Source organism: Haloarcula sp. R1-2, assembly GCF_011627385.1.
GTDB classification, from domain to species: domain Archaea; phylum Halobacteriota; class Halobacteria; order Halobacteriales; family Haloarculaceae; genus Haloarcula; species Haloarcula marismortui.
Genome location: NZ_JAANTG010000001.1, coordinates 446,087 through 471,904, shown reverse-complemented (window position 1 = coordinate 471,904; position 25,818 = coordinate 446,087). Strand labels below are relative to the sequence as shown.

At 61.7% G+C, this 25,818-nt stretch carries 32 protein-coding genes and 1 tRNA gene; 15 read left to right on the top strand and 18 right to left on the bottom strand.

Annotated features, from left to right (window positions below; genetic code table 11):
• The first annotated feature begins 46 nt into the window (after window positions 1-46).
• Window positions 47-463, top strand: coding sequence for a Rieske 2Fe-2S domain-containing protein (locus G9C82_RS02360; RefSeq protein WP_127013267.1), 417 nt, complete (start codon window positions 47-49; stop codon window positions 461-463).
• Between the two features lie 36 nt (window positions 464-499).
• Here the strand turns inward: G9C82_RS02360 and G9C82_RS02355 are convergent, their stop codons facing one another.
• A complete protein-coding gene (locus tag G9C82_RS02355; RefSeq protein WP_127013266.1) occupies window positions 500-790 on the bottom strand; it encodes a transcriptional regulator in 291 nt (96 codons plus the stop codon).
• 125 nt (window positions 791-915) lie between these two features.
• Here G9C82_RS02355 and G9C82_RS02350 point away from each other — a divergent pair, with 125 nt between their 5' ends.
• Window positions 916-1,782 (top strand): universal stress protein, encoded by an 867-nt coding sequence (locus G9C82_RS02350; protein WP_127013265.1) that lies wholly within the window; start codon window positions 916-918, stop codon window positions 1,780-1,782.
• Between the two features lie 62 nt (window positions 1,783-1,844).
• On the opposite strand, the gene G9C82_RS02345 is transcribed toward G9C82_RS02350, so the two are convergent.
• Entirely contained in the window at window positions 1,845-2,480 is a 636-nt protein-coding gene (locus G9C82_RS02345; protein ID WP_127013264.1) for an FAD-dependent oxidoreductase, read from the bottom strand.
• A 205-nt stretch (window positions 2,481-2,685) separates the two neighbouring features.
• On the opposite strand from G9C82_RS02345, the gene G9C82_RS02340 reads away from it, so the two are divergent.
• The 4 genes from G9C82_RS02340 (at window position 2,686) to G9C82_RS02325 (ending at window position 7,824) form a co-directional block, all read left to right on the top strand.
• The gene (locus G9C82_RS02340) at window positions 2,686-4,446 is read left to right on the top strand and encodes a 2-oxoacid:acceptor oxidoreductase subunit alpha (RefSeq protein WP_004961782.1); all 1,761 of its coding nucleotides are present in this window, start codon (window positions 2,686-2,688) and stop codon (window positions 4,444-4,446) included.
• Window positions 4,443-5,306, top strand: coding sequence for a 2-oxoacid:ferredoxin oxidoreductase subunit beta (locus G9C82_RS02335; protein ID WP_004961781.1), 864 nt, complete (start codon window positions 4,443-4,445; stop codon window positions 5,304-5,306). Before G9C82_RS02340 ends, G9C82_RS02335 begins: the two co-directional genes overlap by 4 nt.
• Window positions 5,307-5,555: 249 nt before the next feature.
• Complete coding sequence (locus tag G9C82_RS02330) at window positions 5,556-6,350, top strand: class I SAM-dependent methyltransferase (protein ID WP_127013263.1); 795 nt, start codon at window positions 5,556-5,558, stop codon at window positions 6,348-6,350.
• Window positions 6,351-6,453: 103 nt separating this feature from the next.
• Window positions 6,454-7,824 carry a deoxyribodipyrimidine photo-lyase gene (locus G9C82_RS02325; protein ID WP_049938822.1) on the top strand — a complete coding sequence of 457 codons (1,371 nt, stop codon included), beginning with the start codon at window positions 6,454-6,456 and terminating at the stop codon, window positions 7,822-7,824.
• A 29-nt stretch (window positions 7,825-7,853) separates the two neighbouring features.
• Here the strand turns inward: G9C82_RS02325 and G9C82_RS02320 are convergent, their stop codons facing one another.
• From G9C82_RS02320 to G9C82_RS02305, 4 genes are all read right to left on the bottom strand, one after another.
• A complete protein-coding gene (locus G9C82_RS02320) occupies window positions 7,854-8,063 on the bottom strand; it encodes a molybdopterin-binding protein (RefSeq protein ID WP_127013262.1) in 210 nt (69 codons plus the stop codon).
• Between the two features lie 85 nt (window positions 8,064-8,148).
• Window positions 8,149-8,631, bottom strand: coding sequence for a metal-dependent hydrolase (locus G9C82_RS02315; RefSeq protein ID WP_011223194.1), 483 nt, complete (start codon window positions 8,629-8,631; stop codon window positions 8,149-8,151).
• The gene (locus G9C82_RS02310) at window positions 8,631-9,179 is read right to left on the bottom strand and encodes a hypothetical protein (RefSeq protein ID WP_127013261.1); all 549 of its coding nucleotides are present in this window, start codon (window positions 9,177-9,179) and stop codon (window positions 8,631-8,633) included. The genes G9C82_RS02315 and G9C82_RS02310 overlap by 1 nt, the downstream gene beginning before the upstream one ends.
• Before the next feature lie 68 nt (window positions 9,180-9,247).
• Window positions 9,248-10,417, bottom strand: a complete 1,170-nt coding sequence (locus G9C82_RS02305; protein ID WP_127013260.1) for a hypothetical protein — start codon at window positions 10,415-10,417, stop codon at window positions 9,248-9,250.
• A gap of 111 nt (window positions 10,418-10,528) precedes the next feature.
• On the opposite strand from G9C82_RS02305, the gene G9C82_RS02300 reads away from it, so the two are divergent.
• Genes G9C82_RS02300 through G9C82_RS02290 form a run of 3 tightly spaced genes read left to right on the top strand, consistent with a single transcriptional unit; the run spans window position 10,529 to window position 13,035 of the window.
• Entirely contained in the window at window positions 10,529-11,764 is a 1,236-nt protein-coding gene (locus G9C82_RS02300) for a digeranylgeranylglycerophospholipid reductase (RefSeq protein WP_004961756.1), read from the top strand.
• A 54-nt stretch (window positions 11,765-11,818) separates the two neighbouring features.
• A complete protein-coding gene (locus G9C82_RS02295; RefSeq protein ID WP_127013259.1) occupies window positions 11,819-12,532 on the top strand; it encodes an NAD(+)/NADH kinase in 714 nt (237 codons plus the stop codon).
• A 41-nt stretch (window positions 12,533-12,573) separates the two neighbouring features.
• The gene (locus G9C82_RS02290; RefSeq protein ID WP_004961752.1) at window positions 12,574-13,035 is read left to right on the top strand and encodes a hypothetical protein; all 462 of its coding nucleotides are present in this window, start codon (window positions 12,574-12,576) and stop codon (window positions 13,033-13,035) included.
• 455 nt (window positions 13,036-13,490) lie between these two features.
• On the opposite strand, the gene G9C82_RS02280 is transcribed toward G9C82_RS02290, so the two are convergent.
• The 8 genes from G9C82_RS02280 to G9C82_RS02245 all read right to left on the bottom strand — a co-directional run bounded on the left by G9C82_RS02280 (window position 13,491) and on the right by G9C82_RS02245 (window position 18,689).
• The gene (locus G9C82_RS02280; RefSeq protein WP_004517812.1) at window positions 13,491-13,760 is read right to left on the bottom strand and encodes a hypothetical protein; all 270 of its coding nucleotides are present in this window, start codon (window positions 13,758-13,760) and stop codon (window positions 13,491-13,493) included.
• Window positions 13,761-13,770: 10 nt separating this feature from the next.
• A complete protein-coding gene (locus G9C82_RS02275; RefSeq protein ID WP_005534631.1) occupies window positions 13,771-14,070 on the bottom strand; it encodes a hypothetical protein in 300 nt (99 codons plus the stop codon).
• A gap of 111 nt (window positions 14,071-14,181) precedes the next feature.
• Window positions 14,182-14,946 (bottom strand): cytochrome bc complex cytochrome b subunit, encoded by a 765-nt coding sequence (locus G9C82_RS02270; RefSeq protein WP_004961745.1) that lies wholly within the window; start codon window positions 14,944-14,946, stop codon window positions 14,182-14,184.
• A gap of 4 nt (window positions 14,947-14,950) precedes the next feature.
• Complete coding sequence (locus G9C82_RS02265; protein WP_004961742.1) at window positions 14,951-15,754, bottom strand: cytochrome bc complex cytochrome b subunit; 804 nt, start codon at window positions 15,752-15,754, stop codon at window positions 14,951-14,953.
• Window positions 15,755-15,757: 3 nt separating this feature from the next.
• A complete protein-coding gene (locus G9C82_RS02260) occupies window positions 15,758-16,624 on the bottom strand; it encodes a hypothetical protein (protein ID WP_007190443.1) in 867 nt (288 codons plus the stop codon).
• Between the two features lies 1 nt (window position 16,625).
• Entirely contained in the window at window positions 16,626-17,045 is a 420-nt protein-coding gene (locus tag G9C82_RS02255; protein ID WP_004961734.1) for a hypothetical protein, read from the bottom strand.
• Window positions 17,045-17,701 (bottom strand): halocyanin domain-containing protein, encoded by a 657-nt coding sequence (locus G9C82_RS02250; RefSeq protein ID WP_004961731.1) that lies wholly within the window; start codon window positions 17,699-17,701, stop codon window positions 17,045-17,047. Before G9C82_RS02250 ends, G9C82_RS02255 begins: the two co-directional genes overlap by 1 nt.
• Before the next feature lie 64 nt (window positions 17,702-17,765).
• Complete coding sequence (locus G9C82_RS02245; protein WP_127013258.1) at window positions 17,766-18,689, bottom strand: hypothetical protein; 924 nt, start codon at window positions 18,687-18,689, stop codon at window positions 17,766-17,768.
• Between the two features lie 87 nt (window positions 18,690-18,776).
• Here G9C82_RS02245 and G9C82_RS02240 point away from each other — a divergent pair, with 87 nt between their 5' ends.
• Window positions 18,777-19,259: a hypothetical protein gene (locus G9C82_RS02240; protein ID WP_004961726.1), complete on the top strand. Its 483-nt coding sequence runs from the start codon at window positions 18,777-18,779 to the stop codon at window positions 19,257-19,259.
• 87 nt (window positions 19,260-19,346) lie between these two features.
• A complete protein-coding gene (locus tag G9C82_RS02235; protein WP_004961725.1) occupies window positions 19,347-19,853 on the top strand; it encodes a universal stress protein in 507 nt (168 codons plus the stop codon).
• Between the two features lie 16 nt (window positions 19,854-19,869).
• Here the strand turns inward: G9C82_RS02235 and nth are convergent, their stop codons facing one another.
• Window positions 19,870-20,553 carry an endonuclease III gene (gene nth / locus G9C82_RS02230; RefSeq protein ID WP_004961721.1) on the bottom strand — a complete coding sequence of 228 codons (684 nt, stop codon included), beginning with the start codon at window positions 20,551-20,553 and terminating at the stop codon, window positions 19,870-19,872.
• Window positions 20,554-20,670: 117 nt separating this feature from the next.
• On the opposite strand from nth, the gene G9C82_RS02225 reads away from it, so the two are divergent.
• A complete protein-coding gene (locus tag G9C82_RS02225) occupies window positions 20,671-21,189 on the top strand; it encodes a GNAT family N-acetyltransferase (protein WP_127013257.1) in 519 nt (172 codons plus the stop codon).
• Window positions 21,190-21,244: 55 nt separating this feature from the next.
• Window positions 21,245-21,784, top strand: a complete 540-nt coding sequence (locus G9C82_RS02220) for a GNAT family N-acetyltransferase (protein ID WP_011223202.1) — start codon at window positions 21,245-21,247, stop codon at window positions 21,782-21,784.
• Here the strand turns inward: G9C82_RS02220 and G9C82_RS02215 are convergent, their stop codons facing one another.
• Window positions 21,785-22,240: a redoxin domain-containing protein gene (locus G9C82_RS02215; RefSeq protein ID WP_004961712.1), complete on the bottom strand. Its 456-nt coding sequence runs from the start codon at window positions 22,238-22,240 to the stop codon at window positions 21,785-21,787.
• Between the two features lie 203 nt (window positions 22,241-22,443).
• Here G9C82_RS02215 and G9C82_RS02210 point away from each other — a divergent pair, with 203 nt between their 5' ends.
• Window positions 22,444-22,743: a PRC-barrel domain-containing protein gene (locus G9C82_RS02210; protein ID WP_004961709.1), complete on the top strand. Its 300-nt coding sequence runs from the start codon at window positions 22,444-22,446 to the stop codon at window positions 22,741-22,743.
• Here G9C82_RS02210 and G9C82_RS02205 read toward each other — a convergent pair.
• Window positions 22,740-24,206, bottom strand: a complete 1,467-nt coding sequence (locus tag G9C82_RS02205) for a DHH family phosphoesterase (protein WP_004961706.1) — start codon at window positions 24,204-24,206, stop codon at window positions 22,740-22,742. The genes G9C82_RS02210 and G9C82_RS02205 overlap by 4 nt on opposite strands.
• A 255-nt stretch (window positions 24,207-24,461) precedes the next feature.
• On the opposite strand from G9C82_RS02205, the gene G9C82_RS02200 reads away from it, so the two are divergent.
• Window positions 24,462-24,535, top strand: a tRNA-Lys gene (locus tag G9C82_RS02200).
• A 439-nt stretch (window positions 24,536-24,974) separates the two neighbouring features.
• On the opposite strand, the gene G9C82_RS02195 is transcribed toward G9C82_RS02200, so the two are convergent.
• The gene (locus G9C82_RS02195) at window positions 24,975-25,766 is read right to left on the bottom strand and encodes a YihY/virulence factor BrkB family protein (protein ID WP_127013256.1); all 792 of its coding nucleotides are present in this window, start codon (window positions 25,764-25,766) and stop codon (window positions 24,975-24,977) included.
• Window positions 25,767-25,818 lie beyond the last annotated feature (52 nt).

The following is a 25,818-nucleotide window of genomic DNA, read 5'->3' as shown; positions in this document are numbered from 1 at the left end:
CGGGACCGGCGGTTTGAAACGGCTCACATCCTTACGGATGCGTAGTATGGACGAGGACAGCCGTATCGTCGCGCTGGAGGAGGTGCCCGATGACGGCACCTTTCTGTTCACTGTTCGCGACGGGTTCGACACGAAGGAAGCGATTCTCGTCGAGTTGTCCGACGCCGTCGTCGCGTTCGAAAACTACTGTCCACACTGGACGGATGTCCGCCTTGACAAGGGCAGTGGGGCGACGGTCCGCAACGGGGAACTGGTGTGTGAGAAACACGGAGCGACGTTCGAATCCGATTCGGGGCTGTGCAACTACGGCCCCTGTGAGGGTGCGGTTCTGGAAGAAGTCGCTATCACCACCGAGGACGGCGACGTATACCTGAGCGACGAGCGCTACGAGTTCGAAAATCAGGGACCTTCCGGCAACCACGACCTCTCGTCGCGCGGTCGCATCGGCTTCTCCGGGAACTGAACGGATAGAATCGGTGCCGCTGGGACTCCGTACCGGTTAGCTGATTCGGTACGCCGGCTCCGAGACGGCCTCGCATTTACACTCCGGACACCGGCTTGGTCGGTTTGTCAGGTCGTCGAAGTCCGTGAAGCCGCACTCCTCGCACTCGGGCGGTGCGACGAGGAGCTGTTCGTCGGTCGATTCCAGGGATCTCGAAATATGCTCTACGTGCGTGAGCGCGTCGCTGGTCTGTATTTCGAACGCGTTCGCGATTGTCCCGGCGGCCATCGCTTCGTCGCGTAGTTGGTCAGCGATGCGCTGGCGCGTCGTCCGACTTGCCTCGCGCATGGGAGAAGTTGGCATCCGATTGTTATAGGCTTTGTTCTGGACTCACTGCGTCGCAGTGACGCTCTCCCACGTTCCTGTACCAGCCACGATACTTTATCACCGACGGCGGTGAATAGCGACACCCGATGTTCGACAGAATCCTCGTTCCGACCGACGGAAGCCCCGGTTCCGAGCGCGCGTTTGAGGTTGCCGCGGCGCTTGCCAGCACCCACGACGCAACTGTCCACGTCCTCTCGGTCATTGATGAACACGGACCTACCGACGACTGGGATTACGATGGGGACTCTCCAGCGGAGGCCTTCATCGAGTCCCAGACCAACCACGTCGATACCGATGGGCTGTCCGTCACCGCCGCAGTCCGCGAGGGGGTTGTCCACGATGGGGTTCTCGACTACAGTGACGAGAACAGTATCGACCTCATCGTCATGGGAACCCACGGACGCACTGGTGTCCGGCGGTTCCTCCTCGGCAGCATTACCGAAAAGGTCGTCCGCCTCGCCGACGTGCCAGTCCTTTCGGTCAAAGCCGACGCGGAGCCGGGAACCGTCTCGTTCGACGACATCCTGCTCCCGACTGACGGCAGTAGCGGCGCAGCGGCAGCTATCGAACCGACAGGCGCGCTCGCAAGCGAGACCGACGCGACGGTCCATCTCCTCTCGGTCGTGGACACGCGGTCACTCGGTATCGATGTCGGGTCCACCGTTATCGTCGACGAACTGGAGTCGGTCGCGACGGATGCGATTGAGAATGCGGCCGACCGGCTCTCCGGGATGGGAGTCGAGACCGTCGAAACGGCCATCTCCCATGGCATCCCCTACCGGGCCATTCTCGACGCCATCGAAGACAGTGGTGCTGACCTCGTCGTCATCGGCACGCACGGTCGCACCGGCGTTGACCGCTACCTTCTGGGTAGCGTTGCAGAAAAACTGGTCCGAACCTCGCCGGTGCCGGTGATGACTGTTCGAGCGCCGGACGCCGGTGATGAAAGCTAACGTCGCTCCCGGTTATCCATCGGTGAAGTCAGGACCGAGCGGCGACACGGCTCTCGACCGACCTATCCGAAGTTCTCGACCTTCGCGTCGTCGGTACTGACGCCAGCGGCTTCGAGCGCTTCCGTGGCAGCATCGAGGAAGTCCGCGAACCCGTAGATGAACACCTGACCGCCGTCTTCGACGGCTTCGGCGACCGGCGCAGTCAGGGACTCTTCACTGTCGATGACAGAGACGAGCGCCCCGGCCTCGACGAGCGCGTCCAGTCGGTCCTCGTGGACCGGCGCGTCGTCCTGATACACGACTGCAGCCTCGTTGCCGTCGTCCAGTGCGCGCTCGGCGATACCCACGGCTGGACCGACGCCGGGCCCACCGGCGAGGACGACAGCGCGACTCTCGCCTTCGTAGTAATCCGACCCGAACGGCCCGGCGATGCGGACACCGTTGCCCGCTTCAAGCGCGCCGAGCTGGGGGGCTAGCTCGCCGTCGGGGTCGATGCCGACGGTAATCTCGAACGCCTCGTCGACTGTCGGCGAGGAGATTGTGTAGAACCGTGAGATGTCTTCCCCGTCGACGCCCAGCGTCAGCTTGACGAACTGCCCCGGCTGTGCGTCGAAGGCCTCCGGTGTCTCGAAGTCGATCGCCACGGTGTCCGGTCCGACATCTCGGACGGCAACCACGTCGAGGACTTGTTCATCCATACCTGAGAGTTGCCGTGACTGGGCAAGGGGGTTACGGTCGCGGAGTTTCACGCCTACCGGCATCAGTTGCCGGCATTTTCTAACATACGGGTGATTATGCCGCTTTTCACTCGAAACTACCCCGGAATTCACTCGAAAGCGAGTAGTGCGCGCGCGGGCGGTTACGGAAGGCTTTTCCTACCACGCTGGCTACCCGAGGGATATAATGCCAGAGGACCTGAACTGGGCCATCGGCGGCGAAGCCGGCGATGGAATCGACTCCACCGGGAAGATTTTCGCGCAGGCACTCTCCCGGGCTGGTCGACACGTCTTCACCTCAAAGGACTTCGCCTCCCGCATCCGTGGCGGGTACACTGCCTACAAGGTACGGACGTCAGTCGACCGCGTCGAGAGTGTCGTTGACCGCCTAGACATCCTGATTGCACTCACAGAGCGCACCATCCACGAGAACGAGGACGAACTCCACGAGGATTCCGTCATCATCTACGACGGTGAGCGCTCGACGATGCAGGACGTGGAAGTCCCCGGCGACGCGACGGCACTCGAAGTACCGCTGAAACGACTCGCCGAGGACGCGGGTGGGGCCATCATGCTCAACGTCGTTGCCCTCGGTGCGGCGTGTGAAGTCACTGGCTTCCCCATCGAGAACCTCGACGAAAGCCTCGAAAAGCGCTTCGGCGACAAGGGCGAGGCCATCGTCGAGAACAACAAGGAAGCCGCCCGGAAGGGACAGCACTACGTCCAGGAGGAGTACGGCGAGTTCGACTACGACATGGAGACGACCGACGAGGACTACGTGCTTCTCAACGGCGACGAGGCCATCGGCATGGGTGCCATCGCCGCCGGCTGTCGCTTCTACTCCGGCTACCCAATCACGCCAGCGACGGACGTGATGGAATACATGACCGGCCGTGTCGACCAGTTCGGTGGCAAGGTCGTTCAGGCCGAAGACGAACTCTCCGCGATCAACATGGCGCTTGGCGCGGCACGTGCCGGTGCCCGAGCCATGACCGCCACGTCCGGTCCGGGTATCGACCTGATGACCGAGACGTTCGGGCTGGTCGCCACCAGCGAGACGCCGCTGGTCATCTGTGACGTGATGCGTTCCGGTCCGTCGACCGGGATGCCGACCAAGCAGGAGCAGGGCGACCTCAACATGACACTGTACGGCGGCCACGGCGAAATTCCGCGGTTCGTCGTCGCTCCGACGACTGTCTCGGAGTGCTTCTGGAAGACCGTCGAGGCGTTCAACCTCGCCGAAAAATACCAGACGCCGGTCTTCCTCGTCTCGGACCTCGCAATGGCCGTGACGGAACAGACCTTCTCCCCCGAGACCTTCGACATGGACGAAGTCGAAATCGACCGCGGGAAGGTCGTCGACGAGAACGAGATCGACGCCTGGCTGGACGAGAAGGGGCGCTTCCAGGCCCACTTCGCGGCCGCAGACGGGGTCTCGCCGCGTGCGTTCCCCGGCACGACCGACGGCGCGCACATGACGACCGGCCTCGAACACGACGAACTCGGCCGGCGGACCGAAGACACGGACGTGCGTATCGAGCAGGTCGACAAGCGCCAGCGGAAAGTCGAGACCGCCCGCGAGCAGGAGGACTTCGACTACCGCGAGTTCGGCGACTCCGACGCCGATACGCTCGTCATCTCCTGGGGCTCCAACGAAGGAGCCCTGCGCGAGGGGCTGACGCTGCTGGAGGAAGACGGCTACGACGTGCGGTTCCTCTCGGTGCCGTACATCTTCCCGCGGCCGGACCTCTCCGAAGAGATCGAAGCCGCAGAGGACGTCATTGTCGTCGAGTGTAACGCCACTGGCCAGTTTGCGGATGTCATTGAGCACGACGTCCTCGAACGGGTACAGCGCATCAACAAGTACAACGGCGTGCGGTTCAAAGCAGACGAACTGGCAACCGAGATCAAGCAAACGCTTGACACACCCCCGGAGGCAACACAATGAGTTCCGACGTTCGCTTCACAGACTTCAAATCCGACAAGCAACCGACCTGGTGTCCCGGCTGCGGTGACTTCGGGACGATGAACGGCATGATGAAGGCACTGGCAGAGACGGGCAACGACCCCGACAACACCTTCATCGTCGCCGGTATCGGCTGTTCCGGTAAGATCGGGACGTACATGCACAGCTACGCGCTCCACGGCGTCCACGGCCGCGCGCTGCCGGTGGGCATCGGCGTGAAGATGGCCAACCCGGACCTCGAAGTGATGGTCTCGGGCGGTGACGGTGACGGGTACTCCATCGGTGCCGGCCACTTCATCCACGCGGTGCGGCGCAACGTCGACATGAGCTACGTCGTGATGGACAACCGGATTTACGGGCTGACCAAGGGGCAGGCCTCGCCGACCTCGCGTGAGGACTTCGAGACCTCGACCTCACCTGACGGGCCGAACCAGCCGCCGGTCAATCCGAAGGCGCTGGCGCTGGCTTCCGGTGCGACGTTCATCGCGCAGTCGTTCTCCTCGAACGCACAGCGACACGCCGAGATCGTCCAGAAGGCCGTCGAACACGACGGCTTCGGCTTCGTGAACGTCTACTCACCGTGTGTGACGTTCAACGACGTGGACACCTACGACTACTTCCGCGACGCCATCGTGGACCTCGACGAGACCGACCACGACCCGGCGGACCGCGACCAGGCCAAGGACAAGATCCTCGAAAGCGAGAAGGAGTACATGGGCGTCCTGTATCAGGACGAAGACTCCGTTCCCTTCGAGGAACGCGAGGGCGTCGAGGGCTCGATGGCTGAGATTCCGGACGGCGCGCCTGAGGGCGCGATGGATCTCGTCCGCGAGTTCTACTAAGTACCTTTTTGCGCCTCGGGTGCGCTTCGCGCACCACTCGGCGCAAAAATCTACGCTAAAAAGGCCGGAATCGAGGCCACAGCCTCGATTCCGGTGAAACGGCGGCCTGCGGCCGCCGTATGCTACCTGCTGTTTCTATTGGCTTACCGAGGGGGCCGTTTTTACTAACGGACCCTGGCAGCGAGTTGTGGCGAGTGTAACGCTGCCGAATGGTTTCATTTATGACAACCGGCTGAGGACTGTACGGAGATGGGTGGCACGCTCGACTACGACGAAGCGGAAGCCCGGCAGGAGGAAGCGATATACAGAACACCGGCCGCAGCGGCGCGTCGGGAGCGAGTCCGGGGCCTGCTCGCACCCGAATCAGGCGACACCGTTCTTTCTATTGGCTGTGGGCCGGGCTTCGAGCCGGCGGAGATCGGCTGGGCGGTCGGCAACGAGGGACACGTTCACGGTATCGACCGGAGCCAGGCGATGCTTGAACTCGCCCGAGAACGCTGTGCCTCACTCCCGCAGGTGACCGTGTCACAGGGAGACGCCGGTGACCTTCCAGTGGCCGACGAATCGGTCGACGCGGCCGTTGCGGTGCAGGTGTTCGAGTACCTCGAAACAGTTTCTTCGGCGGTTGCAGAACTGGCCCGAGTCCTGCGGCCCGGCGGGTCCGCTGTCGTCTGTGACGCTGATTTCGCGTCGCTTGTCTGGCGCAGTCCCAATCCAGAGCGAATGGCCCGCGTCCTCAGGGCGTTCGACGACCACTGCCCGCAGCCACGGCTCGGCTCCCGTCTGGCCCCTGTTCTCCGTGAGGCTGGGCTGACGGTCGACCGGGTCGAACCGAACACTATTGTCAACACCCGACTCGAAGAAGAGACGTTCGCGTATCATCTCATGCAGTTCATTGAGGACTATGCGGCCGACCATGGAGCTATCGGGCGGATGGCGGCACAGGCCTGGGCGAACGACCTCCGGGAGCAGGAGGTCGCCGGGGAGACGTTTTTCAGTTTCACACAGTACTGCTATCTCGTTCGCAAACCTGCGTCGCGGTAGGTCGGCGATATGGTGGAGGCGAAGCGCCAGACACCATGTCCTCCGGGCCCACACACAATAGAATCGGGTTCGGACCCATATGCTGGTATCCCTAACAAAATGCATGCACGTTTTCTGGCATCAGCGGGACCTCCGAATACCGGACAATCGAGGGTTGACTGCCGCCGCCGCGGACGACGAAGTACTGCCGGTGTACGTTCTCGACACGGACCTGCTGGCAAACATCGGGAAGCGGCAAAAAGCGTTTCTGCTGGCTGGTGTCCGGGCGCTGAAACAGGCGTATCGGGACCACGGCGGGGAGTTACTCGTCAAGAAGGGGACCGCCGTTGATGTGCTTTCGAATGTTGTCGATGAGTACGATGCCGACCGGGTGTACTACAACGAGCATTACCGGCCCGCGCGGCGGAACCGCCAGCGGCGAGTCGACGAAGCGCTCCCGACGAAATCGCTGACCGACCTCGTGCTCGTCGACCCGGCGGGGCTCGATAGCCAGTACGAGAACCACAGTCGCTTTTACGACGACTGGCAGGCCCACCACAAGCTGCCGCCGGTCGGCAGTCCGGACTCGGGCTCACTCGTCGACGTGTCGGACCCGACGACAGCGCCGACCATTGAGACGGAGATGGACCTGCCGACGCCCGGCTACGAGGGCGCACGGCAGCGGTACGACGACTTCCTCACCGGCGGCATCGAGACGTACAACGATACCCGAGATGATATGCAGGCCGCCGTCGAGCGGCCGACCAGCGCTGTCTCGCGTATGTCGCCGTACCTCGCAGCGGGGATGATCGGCATCCGCGAGATGTGGCGCGATGCCTCTGACCGACATACAGAAGCCACTGGCGACGCCCAGCGGAACATCCAGAAGTACCGCTACGAACTCTCGTGGCGCGAACAGAGCTACCACCTGCTGTACTACAACCCAACGCTGCTGTCGGAGAACTACAAGACGTTCCCGAACCGTATCGAGTGGGAAAACGACGAGGACAACTTCGAGGCTTGGAAGCACGGCGAGACGGGGTATCCATTCATCGACGCCGGGATGCGCCAGCTCGAACAGGAGGGGTACATCCACAACCGGCCGCGCCAGAACGTCGCGTCCTTCCTCACAAAGCATCTCCTCGTCGACTGGCGCGAGGGGGCGCGACACTTCCGGAAGCGACTGGTCGACCACGACCCGGCTAACAACGCCGCCAGCTGGCAGTGGACGGCCTCGACCGGGACCGACTCCGTGGACGTGCGAATCTTCGACCCGGTCGCACAGATGAGCAAGTACGACAGTGGGGCGGACTACGTCACCGAGTACGTTCCGGAACTTCGTGGCGTTCCGTCGACCAAGATCGTCGACTGGCCAACGCTCTCGGACGGCGAACGCGAGGAACTGGCCCCGGACTACTACCACCCAATCGTTGACCGGAACGCCGCCTACGAGCGCGCACAGCGCGTGTTCGAGACAGCGCTGGGGAAGCGGTAGTCGGTTCGAGCGCGTTGCTGACGCCGTTTTCAGTCCTTGTCGACCATCACTTCACTGGCCTTGATTACCGCCGACACCTCGTCGCCTTCGGCAAGGTCGAGTCGGTCGGCGGACCCGCGTGTGATCGTCGACGTGACCGTCTCGCCGCCGTCCAGTTCGATGACGATCTCCGCCATCACTTCGTCCGTCGTCACCGAGCGAATCGTCCCGCTGAGATTGTTCTGGGCACTGAGTGCCATGCGAATTAGTTAGGTAGGTAACAGTAATACAGTTGTCATCCCGGGAAGTATGGCCGCGGGGCTGGCAGGCAGACAGCCGGTATGGTCATGATTCGGCCGTGAACAGCCATGCCGACACCGCGATAGCTCCGGTGACGCCCGTGAGCCAGATGTCCGTACTCAGATACAGCCCCGGCGTCGGCGGGTGGTACTGTGTCAGGGGCCACAGCACTTCGTACGACCGTCCAGAGGCCTTCAGCAGGAGCGCATCGGCAAACAGGTGACTGGCCGCCCCGAGCGACAGCAACCCGACCACGCGCCGTCGGTCGGAGCGGTTCACGACGACCGCCCCTACGAGAACGGCGACGAACGCGCCGCCGAGCGTGTGGACGCCCAGCCAGTCAAAGGGGATGTCCAGCGCCGCCTCGACGGTCGCGGAGTCCACTAGGAGCTTGATTTTCGCCATATCCGGAATAAACGCGCCCGCCATACCCACAGTCACATACTCGCCAGTGAGCCAGTCGTACCGCAGTGACAGGAGGGTACAGATGGTGAACGCGATGAAAGCGTGCGAGAGCAGGTCCGGCATCAGGCACGCACCTCCTGCACCTGTGTGCGGAGAGCCCGTATCGGCCGGAGTGGCTCCTCACGCCGGCATAGTGCCCCTGTCTGCCAGTTCAGCCGCCAACCACAGACTAGCCGTCCGAGGGTCCACAGGCCGGCGAGGGCAGAAACGAGGTACATCGCAACGTAGTTTGTCGCGGGCACACTCACGCTGTTCTCCGCAGTGATGGTCCAATCCGGGCCGAGCGTCCCGTACACCTGCAGCGATTCGCCTTTGGCGACGGCTCTGTCGACGTTCCGGACCACGATCGCGAGTGTGCCGCTGTAGCGTTTGCCGTTGGCAGCGTACTCGTACTCGACGGCGATTTCGACCGGCTCAGTTCCGGTGACCGTGCCAGTCACCTGAACAGACTCGCCGACGTACCTGTCGTAGTCCGCAGCTAGTGCGTCCTCTGCGGGATAATCGCCCAGTTCGGAGGCCGGCGTGGCGGTGCCGAATCCGACCATGAGTGCGAACAGCACGGCCAGCAATCCGCAGATAGCTGCGGCCCTGCCCACCCACGAGTGAAGCATTCAAATCTCGGTGCGGGCGGCGGGATATAAACTCTGGCGCTTGGGTCGAATCGATATCGCTCGTGCGCCTACTCAGGCTTGCCGGGCAGGACGTCCGGGTCGCCGGAGCGGTAGATGTACTCGACAGCGACGCCGGTCAACGGCGAGTCGGCGGCCGTTGCGTAGGACTTCGCGAGGTCGAGGTACTGTTCGGTCACGTCGACGACGCGCCGATAGGCGGCTTCGTCGTCGGGCGCGAGCAGATACTCGGCGGTAACGGGTGTCAGTTGCCCCTCCGCGCGGTCGTCGTTGTAGTCGTCGACGTCGTCGAGCCACACCTGTGCGCCGATGATGGCGAGGACGATGGCCTTGGCGAACTCGTCGTCGATATCGAGGCCAGCGAGTCGGTAGAGGTCAAGCATCCCGTCGTAAAGGACGCCGACACGGGCGTACTGGGTCTTGCTGTAGGGGAGTTCCTTCTCCGTCTCCGTGAGTGTCGCTGGCTCCTCGCCGTACTCGGCGAACTTGTACGCCTCGCGGATATCGGTCAGGGCATCGGCGTCACCGTCCTCGGCCGCGGTCATCAGCTCCCGGAAGTAGTCGTCACGGTCCTGATGGGCTTCGCTGTAGTCGACGGCCCACTGGTACGCGTTCTCGACAACAGGTGGCATGTCTTCCAACAGACCGTCAAGATGGGACTGTAGCGCGGATTGGGCGACCTCGGCGACGCGGCGGCGGTCGGCCTCGCTCGCGTCAAAGTCAACCTCGAAATCTTCGAACTCGTCGTCATTGATGGCGTCGCGCATGTCGCCGTCGATGAGCGCCTCGATAGAGAGGCGAGTCATCTGCTCGGCGCGGACGACCATCTCGCGGGGGGCGAGGTCCTGTGCCGGCCCCTGTTCCAGCGCCGTCTCGTCGACTGTTGGAACCCCGTCGGCGATAGCGTCAATGACAGGGTCACCGGGTGCTTGCTGACGAGCGTTGCGGTAGACGTAGCCCAGCGTTAGCTGTGCGGGCAGAATAAGTTTCGTGTCATAGGAGAACTCGACTGGCCGGCCGAACTCGTCTTCGAGGGCGTCCTCGATACGGTCGGTTACGTCGTTGACCATCGCCTCTGTGCGCTCGTCGATCTCGGATTTCAGCGAGAGACTGCCGGCGTCGAACACGCCGGTGTCCGCGTAGTATCCCAGCACTGCCCGTAGTGCCGTGGGAAGCCGCCGCCTGTCCGCGAGCACGCCCGCGCCTGTCTTGAGAACCATTGTATGTCGCCCCGGGTGTTCCCGTCATGGTAGTGGGGCCGTCTTTACCCTTTCGAGAGCGCCCTCGGTGGATTCGGAAAGACTGATTACCGACAGGAAATACTCACAACCATGCGCGAGCGCTTTGACGTGGTAATAGCCGGAGCCGGGCCTGCCGGGGCGCAGTGTGCCCGTGATCTAGCGGAGCGAAACTACGAGGTGCTCGTTCTCGAAAGCGAGCCCGAAGACGGGTTCCCGCGTCAGAGCAACAAGTCCACCGCCGGGACATTCATGTCGGCGATGACGGGCTTTGCCATTCCCGATGACGTGGTGATGAACTACACGGACAACGTCGTCCTTGAGTCCCCTAACGACCACTACGTCCGCAATCAGACCGGAGCCGTTCTGGAGTTTGCGGAGTTCAAACAGTGGCTTGTCTCGGAGGGACGAGACAAGGGCGCGACCTACCGCTTTGACTCCCGCGTCTCGGCCCCCATCATGGAAAACGGTGAGATCGTCGGTGTCCGCTATGACGGCGACGAAGAGGTGTATGCGGACATCGTCATCGACGCCACCGGCCCTGCCGCGCCGCTGGCGAAGGAACTTGACGTGTGTAACCTCCAGCGGAATCATCAGGCTATCGGCGTCGAGTACGAGTTTGAGGGCGTCGAAGTCGACCACGACGACTACGCTGACCTCCGAGATGCGATGATGCTCCGCCTAGATCACGACCTCGCCCCGGGTGGCTACTCCTGGATTTTCCACACCGGCGAAGACACGGCGAAAGTCGGCCTCTGTTACATCCAGAACGGCTCCCACCAGAAGTACGCGAAAGACGGGATGGGCATCGACGACTATCTCGAGTACTGGCTCGACTCCGACCCCCGGTTCGACGACGCCGAGCGAATCGAGGGCACGCAGGCCCACCGCGGGTCGGCCCACATCCAGCCCCCTGACTCGATGAGCACGGACAACTTCATGGCTATCGGCGATACTGTTCCGACCGTCGACCCGCTGTGGGGCGAGGGGATTCATAAAGGGATGAAGTCGGCCCGCGCCGCCGCCGCAACGGCTGATTCGGCGCTCAAACCAGACGAACCCGACACCTCGGCGGAGAACCTCTCTGTCTACGACCAACTCTGGCACAGCGAGGTGGCCCCGAAACACAACGCCCGCCTGATGATGACGGAACTGCTGTATCTCGCCCCGAACGAGCGGTACGACCAGCTGATGGACGACCTCCGGAGCACCGGACAGGACACCCTTCGGCAGATCAACGGCGGCGACCGTCGGGCGATTGCGAAGCTAACCCACCTCTCGGATATGCCGATTCTCGTCGAATACGCGCGCCGCCGCCTCGATATTTGAGGCGACCGCGCGAAGTGCGGCAGGTTTTTTTCCGCCGGCCCGGAGTTTCAGACGATGGGAACCCCCGTTGGTGTAGTCGGTGACGACGCCCTGGCAGATGTGCTTCGAGACGCCGGCGTGGCAGTTGAACGGGGTAGTGACGGCGCTGTTCCGAAGGCCGACCGAGTCGTCGCTGTTGGCGAGGACGCCGTCGCTACCGTGGCACGGGCCAAGGGTGACCCGCTTGTGTTGCCGGTCGCGGCTGGTCGCGGCGTCCGGTCAGTACCACGGGACACCGCTGTCGCCGCCGTGTCGGGGCTTGCTGACGCCCGGATTGAAACGCATCCCGTTCTCCATGTGACGATGCCTGATGGGACGGTCGAGCAGGCATTCTGGGACGTGACCCTCGTCACTGCTGACGCCGCCCGCATCTCCGAGTTCACTATCGCGTCGACAGCCGACCGCATCGGACAGTTTCGGGCCGACGGTGTCGTCATCGCGACGGCCGCTGGCTCACCGGGCTACGCCCACCGTGTCGACGGCCCGATTCTGGCGCCGTCGAATCAGGCAGTAGTGGCACCGATCGCACCGTTTGCGACCGACCCGGACCACTGGGTGTTGCCTGTCGACGGACTCAGTGCCTCGATTGAGCGCGACGAGGCGACTGTCGAGTTACTTGTCGATAACCGGGTTTCGCGCCACGTCAGCTATCAGGAAAGTATCACGATCTCGCTCGGGTCATCCGTTCGGACTGCTGTCGTCGACGAGAGCCAGTCCAGGTTCGAGTGAGATTGGAAAGACACTAATGGACGGTGGACAGAGCTTTGCATATGCAGCCATCCGTAACGTTCTTTGGGCCACTGGATACCATTCTGGGGAGCCCCACAGTCGGCGGCGCGCTCCTCATCGAATACATCATCTTCGGAGTGGTAATTGTAAACTTCCTCACACGGCAGCTCGCCCATAGAAGCCACGTCAAACAGTACAAAAACGATGGCGCGGAGGCGGTTAGCCGACACCCGGCACACACGTTCTCCAACATCGCACTGGTCGTGCTATCGTTTTTCTACATGACGCTCCACCATCACGGTGGGATGGTCCTGTCCGTGCTCGTGCTCGGCGCAGTCATCACTGACTTCTTCGAGTTCGAGTCCCGGAAAGTCGAAGCACGCCGTGACATTCCACTGGAACGACCGAAAGGAGCTATCGTCGCCGCTCTCGTGGTGTTCATGTACGCGGGCTACCAGAGCCTGTTCTGGGTCATCAAGGGTCCCTGGAGCGCCATCGTCTAAACACGTCCTCTCATTCTACCGGCGTCGGGTCCCTGTAATTTGCTAGCTGTGCCTATCGGAAGATGCACGCATACGGTCAGCAGCTACTTCCTAGACAGTATCAGGCATTCGTTTGCTTCTATGCCGCTATGGCCTGCAAATGGCCAATTCAAAACAAACTCGGCGACTAATTGGACTGGAATTAGCCGAAATAGTTTAATACCCGCACTGTATCTGTTTCAGTGTAGACGAAAATGTCACACAGGTCCCTCACTACGGCGCTGACACTGTATCGCGGGGAAACACTCACACTGAAAGAAGCGGCGACCTACAGCGGGGTGTCGCCAACAAAATTTGCTACGGCACTTCGTTCTCGCGGAATTCAGGTACGTGACGAGGACAGCGCACCGATCGATCAGACTGCGAACTGAGACTAGTGTCGGTCCCAGCTAGAAAGACACGGTTACTGCGTACTATTATGCCGACCGTTCGTTGAGGTACGCCTGGAATTCACTGATCAGCGGGAGCACGACCCAGAAGGTCAGTGCGCCCAGGACCGCGAACCAGAAGAACGCATCGCCCATGAACAGAGCGATCTGGTCGAACGTGGTCGGTTCCTCGATAGTAAGTTCGCCGGTGAGCTGTGCCCCCTCGAAACTCGGCGTGTTGTACCAGCCCTTGATGGTCATCCAGCCCAGTCCGCCGACCATGAGGCACGCGAACCCCTTCATGAACTCGTCAGCCATTATCCGAACGTTAGGTAGCGTCGTCTTTAGACTTTCCCATTTCCTCGGTACGGAACCGTGTCGAAAACGCATAGACGACTGTGCCAGCGAGGATGCACGCGATTCCGGCGATGCCGACCGGAACATCGATCTCCGAGGCGGGCGCTGACGCCCGCTGTGTTGCCACGTCGACGAGAATGAAGCCGGCGACGACGCTGGCGACCGCAAACAGCGTTGAAAACACTGTCACGGCCTTGTACACGCGAAGCGGCACCACAACGTCCCGCCGCTCCGACCCGTCTTCAGTCCCCGCTGACTGGTCCTCTGTCATCGCTACTACTACGGACGGGAGCCACTTTACTGCGGCGAGACGAAGTCACTACGCTTGCGGTGGAACGGAGCGGCGGATGCAAAGAAACGACGGAGAAACTGGCCGAGTCGGTTACTTCGGCGGTCGCAGCCGGTAGTACCGACGGTTGAGGTCGAACATGTAGCCCTCGCGCATCGTCTTGAGCACCGCGTAGGTGATCGTCGCGCTGATGATGGGGACGAGGAACGTCAGGTCGAACAGCAGGTGGGAGTCCATCGGAACGAGGTTCTTGATGGACAGTGCAGCGATGGTCAGGCTGAAGATGACGCCGGACATCCCGACCGCAGCCCAGAACGGCTGCTCGACGGGACGGCGTGCAGACCCCTTGTTCAGGAAGGGGACGATCGCGACGAAGCCGACGACCACGACGTTTGCCAGCACACCGTAGGTTCGGTCAGCCATGAGCTTCGAGCCGCCGAGGATGCTCAGGTCCGGGTTCAACGGACCGAGCTTGAGCAGGCCAAAGGACCAGTAGAGATACCAGTCCGGCAGAATGATCGCCGGCGTCACGCTGGAGTTGGCGGGGTTCGGCATTTCCGGTGGCAGTGTCGCCGAGACGAACAGAATCATGCCCACAAAGAAGGAAGTCAGCGCAATGTTGCGCATCATCTCGTGGGGCCAAGCCGGGAACGCGAGCACGTCACGCTCGACGTAGTCCGACTGCTGGCGAAGGTCCTGGTCCTCGCGGCGCGCCCGCTCGAAGTACTCGTAGGTCAGCCGGGAGAGCCCCTGGGTCCGCTCTTTGCGTTCGGACCATGCGGGGGTCTCGTCGTCCGGCGAGACGATACCGGTGCCGGAACCGTCCGTGCGAACGTCGTCTGTGTCGTTGTCGCTCATAGTATTAGTGTGGTTCAGCGATCCCCTGCATCCAGACGATGCCGATGTGGACCGCGATGATGGCAGTCGTGATGAACGGCAGGAAGAACACGTGCAGGATGTACATCCGCTGTAGCGTGGCCTGCGAAAGCGTGAACCCGCCGAACATCAGCTGTGCAACCCACTCACCGATAAGCGGGATGGAGAGGGACATCTCGACACCGATCTGGCCGGCCCAGAACGATAGCTGGCTCCACGGCAGCAGGTAGCCGGTGTATCCGAACACCAGCGTCAGCGAGATCAGGACGATGCCGATGAGCCAGTTCAGCTCGCGCGGTTCCTTGTATGCCCCGGTGAAGTACACACGGAGCATGTGGAGGAACACCGCGGCAACCATAATCTGCGCGGCCCAGCGGTGGACCGAGCGCAGGAAGTAGCCGAGGTTGAGCTGGCCCATGATAAGCATCACTGAGTCGTACGCGACCGTCGGCGACCCGTCAGCAGCCGCGGCGGCCGGAGCGTAGTAGAAGCCCAGCAGCGCGCCTGATATCGCGGCAACGATGTACGCAACTGTCGAGAACGACCCGAGTGCATACAGTGGGTACCAGTACCAGAATTTGTTGTCGAGGTTGTACTGTTCCGTGTGGCTCTTCGGCATCTGCATGTTGACCTTGTAGTAGAGATCCTCAAGGATCTCCAGATAGTCAACAACGCGCAGCCGTTTGTCGAGCCAGATGAGCACGGTCAGGTACACCGATTCGATCGGTGTCAGCTCGCGCGATTCCATCCAGCCTTTGTGATCGTGTTCGTCTTTGCGTTCGAGACTCATTGGTTAATCCGTCTGTGGTGGGCGTGGCAGCGCCACGAACGTCGATTGCACGGGACTGAACGGGTCGTACACTGATTGGTGGCACTGACAGTAAATAGAGTTTGCGCCGCCGAAGCTTGCACTCCCTTCCTGCGTCTTGAATCCAGGCACACAGCAGAAGTGTGTACATTTGTTCAGCCAGGCGATGAAGCCTTGATCAGTCGCCTCTGAAATGAATGACTGGACGTTTCCGGGAAGGTCTCCGTACTCGCCCTCGCCGTTGGCCATCTTCTCGACTTCGACTGATCGGATTATCTGCACCGGAGCGCCGTTCTTTCCGTCGCTGTTGGTCCGCCAGACGACGCTTGCAGGCTTCCCGACGCCGGGGTCGCCGATGCCGTTGCCCCACTCCTTGTAGTCCTCAAACATATCGACCGTGAGTGGTTTGCCGGATTCATACTCTCCCTGCCAGGAGAAGGTCCCGGTGTCGTTGAGAAACGTGCTGTTCCGGTCTGACTGAGGGTAGATAGCGGCAGTGCTCTGGATACCACAGTACTGGAACCACTGCGAGGAGTAGTCGATACCGCTCCCGCCGAAGTCAGGTGCAACGGCCGCCCCGGCGTTCTCGTCGTACTCTGGCCAAAGCCCACTGATCTCGCCACCGTTTATCTCGATCGGGATGATCGGCATTCCCCGTGGTGCCGGTCCGGAGGTATTTTCGACAGCGACGAACGGGGTTGTCCCGCCACCTTCGCCGGCGGCGTCTGTTGTCGCGTCAACGGCTGCTGCGCCACCGACGCCAACGCCTGAGAGTGCTGCACTCCCGACGACGCCCTTTACAAAGCGACGACGGCCTGTTTCAGCCGGATATTTGTCTTCATCAAGTGGCATATTATTTCTTGTAGTACGGGTACACTGCGCGTTTGAATGTCTCTGCGAGCTTGTCGCCGTCCGCCACCGTCGTGCCGTCGACGTCTTCCTGACGGATGTAGAGGTCTTCCCACTTGCGACGGCGCTTCTTGACGATCATCACGTCGGGAAGGAACTCCTTGCGGTACAGCAGCATGATGAACGACAGGTCGATGAATATCGCCGTCAACACGCCGCCCATGAACATATTGGCCTCGATGAGGCGGACCGTCAACGTCGTCCCGATACCGGACGCCCACCCGGCAATCATGCCGTAGGTGAAGAGCCCGACAAGGCCGACCTGAATGATCGTCAGGAGCACGATGCCGACAGCCGCTGCCGTGCTCTCGCGTGGCGGTTCGTACCGGTGAATATCGCCGTAGGTGGAGCCTTCGGATGCCATCAGTTGTTCCCTCCGCTAGTGTGGGGCGACTCGCCGTACTTCAGCTGGAAGAAGGTGAAGATCAGCGGGATGATGACTGCAAGTCCAGCGCCGAACCCAACGAAGTGGGGCTGAATCGGGACGCCGGCGTAGTGTGGGTCGACCTCGACCGGGCCGCCGCCGCCGATTGTCTGTGTCGGGTACTCCTCGCCGACAACAATCGCCCCTTTCATGTTGAGTCCCTCGTGGGGGACACAGAGGTACGGGTAAATGCCGTCCTCCTCGAAGGTGTGCTCGTAGTTGACGCCGGCACTGGAGGCCGTGCTGCCGGAGTCCAGCGGACCGTCGCCGTCAGAGACGACGTTGTGGCCGCCACCGTTACCCGTCCATTCGAACTGGACGGTCGCGCCGTTGTCCACGTGGACGGCTGGCGGACCGAATCCGTACGCGCCGCCGTTGGCCTGCACGCCGACCTCGACAGTTACTGTGTCCTGCCCGGTCGCGTCGACGGTCGACCCGTCGAAGTTCCCGACCGAATCCAGGAAACCGCCGTAGTCCGGGACGGTTTTGGCACCGTCACCGCCTTCCTCCTGTGCGGCGGCTGCGCCGGTGGCGCTGAGGGTCGCCGCAGCACCGGCGGCCCCCCCTGCTGTCCGGACGAACTCCCGTCTATTCATATACACTCTGGAATCAGGACTGAGTTTGTATAAACCCACCGAATACCACCCGCAGGAACCGTCATTACCCGGCTTCGTCAGTTTCGCCAGCCCCCTCCTCAGACCCCGAATTCTGCGGGCTCAGCTCCGGAACGAACTCCGGTCGTTCGCCATCCTCGAGTCCGATTGCCCGCAGTCTGTCCCGGTACTCCTCAGAGCGGAACGTGTCCGAGAGCCGCGCGTTTGCGACGGTGAAAAAGAGGACAAGCGACACACCGATGAAGGCAACACCAGCCACGACTAGCAGCGCGATGCTGGTCCCCCTGTTGCCGATGACGCCACCGGTCGCCAGTGCTGCACCCCCGAGCAGGGCAACCCCAGCAAGGAACTGTGCCCCGGCAATCGCCTGTAACATCCAGTTTCCGAGTTCGCCACCGCCCTCGGGGACCTCTTCCGGCTGGGGGAGGGGCCTGTCAGGGACGTTCTCAGGTACGTCGTAGGAATCCATGGAACACAGCGCGACCGTGGGCTTTACATCACGCATGACGGTCCCCTCACCTTCGAGGCTCCCATCGGGATAGACGATTGCGTAGCCCTCGTCGGAGTACGCGAGCACCCGCGGCGGGTCCTGATGCCGCTCGATGCGAGCGAACACATCACGGTTCGCCACGCGGTTTCGCAGGTCCCGCGCAACTCGGTCGAGGAGTTCGTCGCCAATGATCCAGGATTCCTCGTCGAAGGCAACGTCCCACTCCTCGGCGGTCATCTCGGCCATGTCCGCCGGGCCGAAGTTGTCGAAGTCGTACTTTTCTTCGACCTGCTTCCGGAGCGCCTCCGTATCAAGTGCCTCGCCCGGCTCGCCATCATCGCCCGACTCGCCAGCACCGGCCGTCTCAGCGCTGTCGCCCGTAGCTCCGGGTTCGCCAGGCTCGGTTTCGGCAGCTACCGCATCCGCAGGGGTGTTCCCGCGCTCGTCCTCCGTGGGAGACGTCGAGTCCGGGTCGGCCATTGCTCGGGTGTAGGGACCGCGACGGCTTACAAGTTCTGACCTTCGGCATCCGGCAGTCTTTAGCGAGCACTGTCCCTAGGTCGGCCCATGGTGTCGGACGGCCTCGTGGCCACAGTCGTGTTACTGTCGGTGAGCCTCAGCCTCCCCTGTTTCCTGTATGGTGCGTACTACATCATCGAGACGGAGCCAGTCACCTGGGACGTGCTGATACATCACCTGAAGTTCGTCACAACAGGGCTGGTGTTGACCACCGTCCCAATGGTGTTCTGGATGATCCCGCGCCTGCCGGACCAGCTTGGTGGCCTGTCTGCTGTCCACGCGATGCTCGGCCTGCAAGCCTACGCACTGCTTGCCTTCGGTGGCACGGGAATCGTCCGCATCTTCCGCGCGAAGCGAGAGCACGACCTCTACAACGAGTACGACGAGGACCTGTTGCTGGACGAAATCGGCGACGAGACGTTCAGCCACTGGCGTTCTCGGCTCCGCATCGGGGTGTTCGGCTACGTCATCTTCTGGCTGCTGGCGTATCTGGTCGGTATCGCCCGGTACGCCCTCCGGTACGTGGCGTGAGTGCCGACAGCGGGTCTGATTCTCGGTTTCTGCGAACAGGCTAGATGTTTCATTAGCCTTGCATGTCCATCCCTAGTTGTGGTTCCAATGTACGAACACATCCTCTTTCCAACCGACGGTAGTGACGGAGCAGCAGCCGCACTCGCGCATGCACGCAATCTCGCCGAGACGCACGACGCGACGTTACACATCATGACGGTGCTCGATACGTCGTCGCCGCACATTGGGATGACCTCCGCAGGCCCGGAGGGAGCGACGACTGGCATGATTGCGGAGGAACACGACGAGTCGGAGCCGGGCATGGTCGGTGAAGACCACAACATCGAATCGTCGCTACAGGAGCGGTCACAGGCCATCGTCGAGGCAGCGGCGGACGAGGTCGACACAGTCGACACCGTCACCGCCATTGAGCGCGGTCCCCCGCACAGAGCAATCCTCGACTACGCCGACGAGAACGCCATCGACCTCATCGTCATGGGGACCCACGGCCGGACGGGCATTGAACGGTATTTGCTCGGTAGCGTCGCCGAAAAAGTCGTTCGCACGTCCGACGTGCCAGTGCTCACTGCGCGTTTCAGTGACGACGAAAGCTGAGTCGCTCGGCGCGGGGCTACCATGCCTCGCCGCTGGCGAGGTCGACCTCGCTGTCGCCCTTCTCCGAGGGACAGATGTCCGCGAGCACGCACGCCTCGCAGTCGGCCGAGCGCGCACCACACACGGCTCGCCCGTGGTCGATGAGCAAGTGCGTAAACTGTTGCCACTCGCTTTCCGGCACCACGTCGAGCAGGTCCTGCTCGATAGCTTCCGGGCGCTCTTCTTCGGTGAGCTCCAGCCGCCGCGAGAGCCGCTGGACGTGCGTGTCGACCACGATGCCCTCGACGATGTCGTGGCCATGCTGGAGGACGACGTTCGCCGTTTTACGGCCGACACCCGGGAGGTCAGTGAGGGCGGACATCGTGTCCGGGACCTCGCCGTCGTGTTCTTCGGTCAGAATCTCACCGATTCCCTGGAGATAGCCGCCCTTGTTGTTGTGGAACGTGATGCCGTAGATGTCCTCAGCGAGTTGCTCCTCGGAGGCCGCAGCGTAGTCCTCGGCACCCTGGTACTTCTCGAATAGGTCTGCTGTGACCTCATTGACTCGCTCATCGGTACACTGCGCCGAAAGGACGACGGCAATTAGCAGTTCCAGGCGGCTACTGTAGTTCAGTGAAATCGTCGAGTCGGGGTATTCCTCATGTAGTCGGTCGACGACCTCTGTTGCCTGTTCCTCGCGTGACTCCAGCGGCGTTCCCATACCGCAGGGCAGTGCTGGGTTCCCTTTGGCGTGTCGTTCTCGACTGCCTAGTATGTGAATGGTGTCACGTCACATACCACGACAACACCCTTGTATCATCTGCGAGTGGTTTCACGCGTGTCAGGACCAGCGTTCATCCACGGTGAGCGCGTGACGCTCCACCCGCAGCAAGCAACCGATAGCGACCTGCTACAGCAGCTATTGAACGAGCCGCAGGTCCGGCACAACATCGGGTTCAACGAGCCACTCTCCGAGCCAGCCGCCGAAGACCTCAACGCCCGTGATGCTGACACGCACTTCGTCGTCTGTGTGGACGATGATCCGGTGGGAACGTGTATGTTGCACGAAGACCACCACCCGTGGGGATTCGGTGTGCTCGGGTACTCGATCTGTCCGGACCACTGGGGCAACGGCTACGCGACCGATGCTGTGGACTGTCTCGCACAGTATGCGTTTCAGGAACTGCGACTGAACAAACTCGGTGCGGACTGCTACGCCACCAACCCGGCCTCCGCACGTGTGCTGGAAAAAGTGGGATTCCAGCAGGAGGGACGACGGCGCGACCACGCCTTCGTCAACGGCGACTACGTAGATCTGCTGGAGTACGGCCTGCTCGCCGATAACTGGGCTCCATGAAGCTCACTCACACACCTTCCGAAGCTTCTTTCAGCACCCCTTCATCGGGTTACATATGCCCGGACCAGCATTCCTCCGGGGCGAAACAGTAACGCTCCGAACGGTCGAAGGCGAAGATGTCGAGTTCCTGCAAGAGACAGTCAACAATCCGGATGTCAGGCACGGTCTCTCGGCCACAGAGCCGATCTCCGAACAGGCTGAGCGTGAGTGGGTCGAATCCGTCACCAGCGGCGAGACTGATGACGTGCATCTGCTCATCTGCGTCGACGGCGAGGCGGTCGGTATAATCGGTCTGAACGATGTCACAGACCGGATCGGAATGGCCGAACTTGGCTACTGGCTCACGCCGGATGCGTGGGGCAACGGCTACGCGACCGACGCCGCCCGGAGGCTCACCGAGTACGCCTTTCAGGAGCGTCGATTCCATCGAGTGTACGCGAAGGTCTTCGTCGGCAACGAGGGCTCCCAGCGCGTGCTTGAAAAGACGGGGTTCCAGCGAGAGGGGACGCTGCGGGACCACTGGTTCCGCGATGGCCGCTACGAAGACGTGTACATCTACGGTCTGTTAGAAGGCGAACTGGACCACGGTGAGTAGCTACAACTCGGCAAGGCCACGCAGAACCGTGTCGATGGCCGGCATGGTCCCGTCGGTGTCGTCGAACACAGTTGCCACCTGAACACGACATCGCTGGTCGACGACGAACGCCGCTCGCTGGATACTCCCGCCCTGTTTTCGGACGCCGAACTGCGTAGCGACGCCGTGAGTGTCGGCCAGCAGCGGGTAGGGAAGCGACAACGCCGCCGCGAGCGACCGGCAGTCGTCGATACCTGCTGGGAGAACGCCAAAGACAGCCACGGCATCCGATACGCTCGCCCAGTCTGCATCGGCCAGCGCACTGAGGACGGTCCGCGACTCGGGGTCGTCGCCGGGAACGAACGCCACGACCGCCGGCGCGCGGTTCGTCGCAGCCGACAACCGATAGGCACCAGCACCTCCGTCCGCGGTCCCTTGCAGGTCGAAATCCGGGGCAGGGTCACCAGGGGAGAGCATACCGAGCGAACGGGAAAGCAGGGTAAAAGTCCCGCGGCCCGAACAGACGACTGGTACCCGTGTGGCGGTAGTGCTACTGGGAAGACAGAATCAGCCCGACAATCGGTTTCGGAAGTGCTGCATGGTACTGACTCCCCGCGCCGCGGACGTTTCAGTCGCAAAGAAGCTTTATAAGCCGTCCGACCAACCACCGTCGTATGGGAATGGAGAATCTACCACAAGAGATTACAGCCCTCGTGGGTCGCGAGGTGTATTCGAAAAACGGCGTGTTCGTCGGCGAAGTCGAGGACCTCCGGCTGGAACTCGACCGCAAGGAAGTGACAGGGCTGGCACTCCACCAGCTTAACACGGAACTGTTTGACGAAGAGGTGAACGCGTCGCGAGGCGTCATCATTCCGTACCGGTGGGTCCAGGCTGTCGGCGATGTCGTTATCGTCAGCGACATTGTCGAACGGCTCCGCCAGCCCGAGGCCGGCGACGAAGAAGAAGAAGTCCCCGCCTAGTTACCGTTCGAACTCTCGCTACTAGAACTGTCGACACCCATTGCTTCAAACAGTTTCCGCTTAACTGCTTCTTCAGTGAGTTCCAGCAGTGTATCTCTGTTGTCATCGCTTGTATCGAGGCCGGTAAAGATGCCAAGCGGTATCTCGACGCTGGCATCGGTGGAGTGGCCCGCTGTCTCGCCCATCCCGCCGAACGCGTCTGATAGTACTTTGCCGATGTTCATCCGGATGTCCTTGGACCGAGCGGCGAGATAGATTGTATCATCGGCGATAGCGAACACCGCTGTGGTCGTGATGCCCTCCAGATTGAGGAGGTGCTGGGCCGCCTGTGCCAGCGCATCGCGGTCCCGAATGAACCCGGCGTTGGAGACGAGGTGGCTTCCCTGCACCTCGCGGTTCCGAATCGCTTCGGCAAGCACGTCCAGCGTTTCCGGACTCATCGACGGCGATTCGACCTGTTCGAGCGTGTCGTGGTCGGCGAACGGATACAGGTACGCCGCGGCGGTCAGGTCCGCCGGCGTCGTATCTCGCTTGAAATCCAGTGTCTCGGCGCGAATACCGTACAGCAGCGCCGTGGCGACACTCTGGTTGAGATTGAGGTCCAGTTCCTGAATGTACTTCGTCAGGATCGTCGACGTGGCCGAGATATTCGGCCGGATATCGGAGAAGGCGGCGTCGTGTTCCAGTTCGTGCTCGTGCTCGTAGTGGTCGATGACAATATCGACCGACTCGACAGCCGGTTCGCCTCCCTTAGCAACGTCCACCAGCGCGAACGTGTCGTACTCATCGAGGTTGACATCCTCGTTCGAGGTTAGCTCGATACCGAGGAGATTAACGAACGCGCGGTTCTCCTGATGCCCGATCTCGCCCTCGTAGATGATGTCGGCGTCCACGTCGCGGCTTGCGGCGATGGCCCGCAACGCCGCCGCCGAGGCGATGGAGTCCGGGTCCGGTGACCGGTGGATAAGTATCGCCATGCGTTCTTCGGTCCCGTCAATGACATCCCCTAGCTGTGAGGCCTTGTACTCCAGTTCACCCGTTTCCAGCGCTCGAAGCGCCGAATCGGCGATGACCGCGGAGGGATTGATGACCACGTCCGCACCGAGTTCCGTGAGGTCGTCGGCAGACACCGGGTCGTCGGCGCGAGCGATGATGAACTGCTCGCCGCCGGACTCACGGATGTTCTGGACTGCTTCGGCGTTGGCGGTCACGTCCGGAGACATGATGAGCACCACGTCGCGGTCGGCCACCGTCTGGGCGACGTCGGTTTCGCAGATGTCCGCCTGCTGTGCATTAAGATCTTGATCGCGGAGGGCCTCGACTCGCCCCTCGTCCGCGTCGAGGATGAGGACGTCTTTCCCCTCCTCGACGAGTTCTTCCGCCACGGCGTGGCCAACACTCCCACACCCGAGGATGGCGTAGGTCGACATAGAGGCCATCGTGATGCCGCTGGCTGTACTCATTAGTGTCTGTATCGCTTGGCGTCAAGCCCCTTTAATGCCAGCTATTTCTCCAACAACTGGGAACGGTTTCCTGAAAAACGGGCTTGAGAGGCCGTCAGACATCGCCAGGCGCGATCATAGTCGCGCACCGTGCGATTCGTCTGTCAGTCCGTCACCGCTAGCCGACTACTGTGTACAAGAAACGTGATACCGACCGACACGAGGCGTCCGAATGAAAACCTATTTTACCGGGCCGTCCAGAGAATTGAGTGCACTGGGCCGGTAGCTCAGTCTGGCAGAGCGACGGCCTCTTAAGCCGTCGGTCGAGGGTTCAAATCCCTTCCGGCCCGCTTTTGCGACGAACACTTCGTGAGGAGCAAAGCGGCTACGAAGCGGTTTTGAACTATGGAACGAGCGACCTGTGGGAGCGAAGTTCCGGTGGTTCAAATCCCTTCCGGCCCGTTTTCCTGCGAACGACAGTGAGCAGTGAAAACGTTCAAAGGATTTGAATCAGGGAGGTCGCGCGGAGCGAAGCGAGCACGTCCGACCGTGGTTCAAATCCCTTCCGGGCCGCTACTTACTGCGGCTCGTAAATTCGCGAGTCGCTGGTATAGTCAGCCGAAGAGGTTTGCATCAGGGAGGTCACGCGAAGCAAGCACGCCCGACCGTGGTTCAAATCCCTTCTGGCCTGTATTCTTGCACCGCGAACAAAAACCGTGAGCGGCGCGAATTCGATAGGAAGGGGTTTGAATGATGGAACGAGCGACCCAGAAGAGGACGGTCACAGCCTCAGCCACTTGCGTCGTACAGGTCGTCAGCGTCGGTGGCGAGTACTGCGTTGACAACGACGCCGACCATCAGGACAATCGCGGCCACGTACGTGCTCGTGAGGATGAGTATGAGCCCGCTGAGAACGCCGTAGATGGCGTATTGTCCGGCGTTGGCGGCAAAGAACTGGATTGCCGCGTGGAGAGCGGTCCAGCCCATTGCGGTCGTCATCGCGCCGGGGAGGGCATCTTGTGGCGAATTCGCGACGCGTGACGGGACGAAATACAGGGGCAGCAGCGTGACGGTCAGCGCGACGAACAGGACGGCGAACCCGACGAGTACGCTCAGCGGGCCGGTAGCAAAGAGAGCCAAGAATACGCTCTGGACAAGTATCACCAGAACGGCGGCCGTAAGCGTCCCGAGGACAGTTGCGGCGTCACACACCTGCCGCGCGAGTGGCTGCTCTGTCACCGCCTCGATACGCTCGACGACGGTCAGGACGCCGACGGCGACGTTGGCACCGCTCCACGCCAGCACGACCACGGAGAGGACAGTCGCCGCTGTCCGGCCCGTCGCCGCCGTCAATCCCTCGTACAGTAGTTGCTGTGTGTCAGGGGTGAGAAACTGCGCGCCCGTGACTGAAACCACGCCGGCCAGTTGCCGGCCGAAGACGATGAACACGAGCAACAGCACCGGCATGAGCGAGATGAACGCGTAGTACGCTAGCGACGTCGCGATGTACCTGATGTCGCTCTCGTACGCGATGCTGGCGACTGTCTTCGCAGTTGCCACCCACTCGGCTCGTCGCACCATATCTCGAAAAGGGTGGAAGCAGGGAAACATGTTTGTGATAAGATAACTGTGG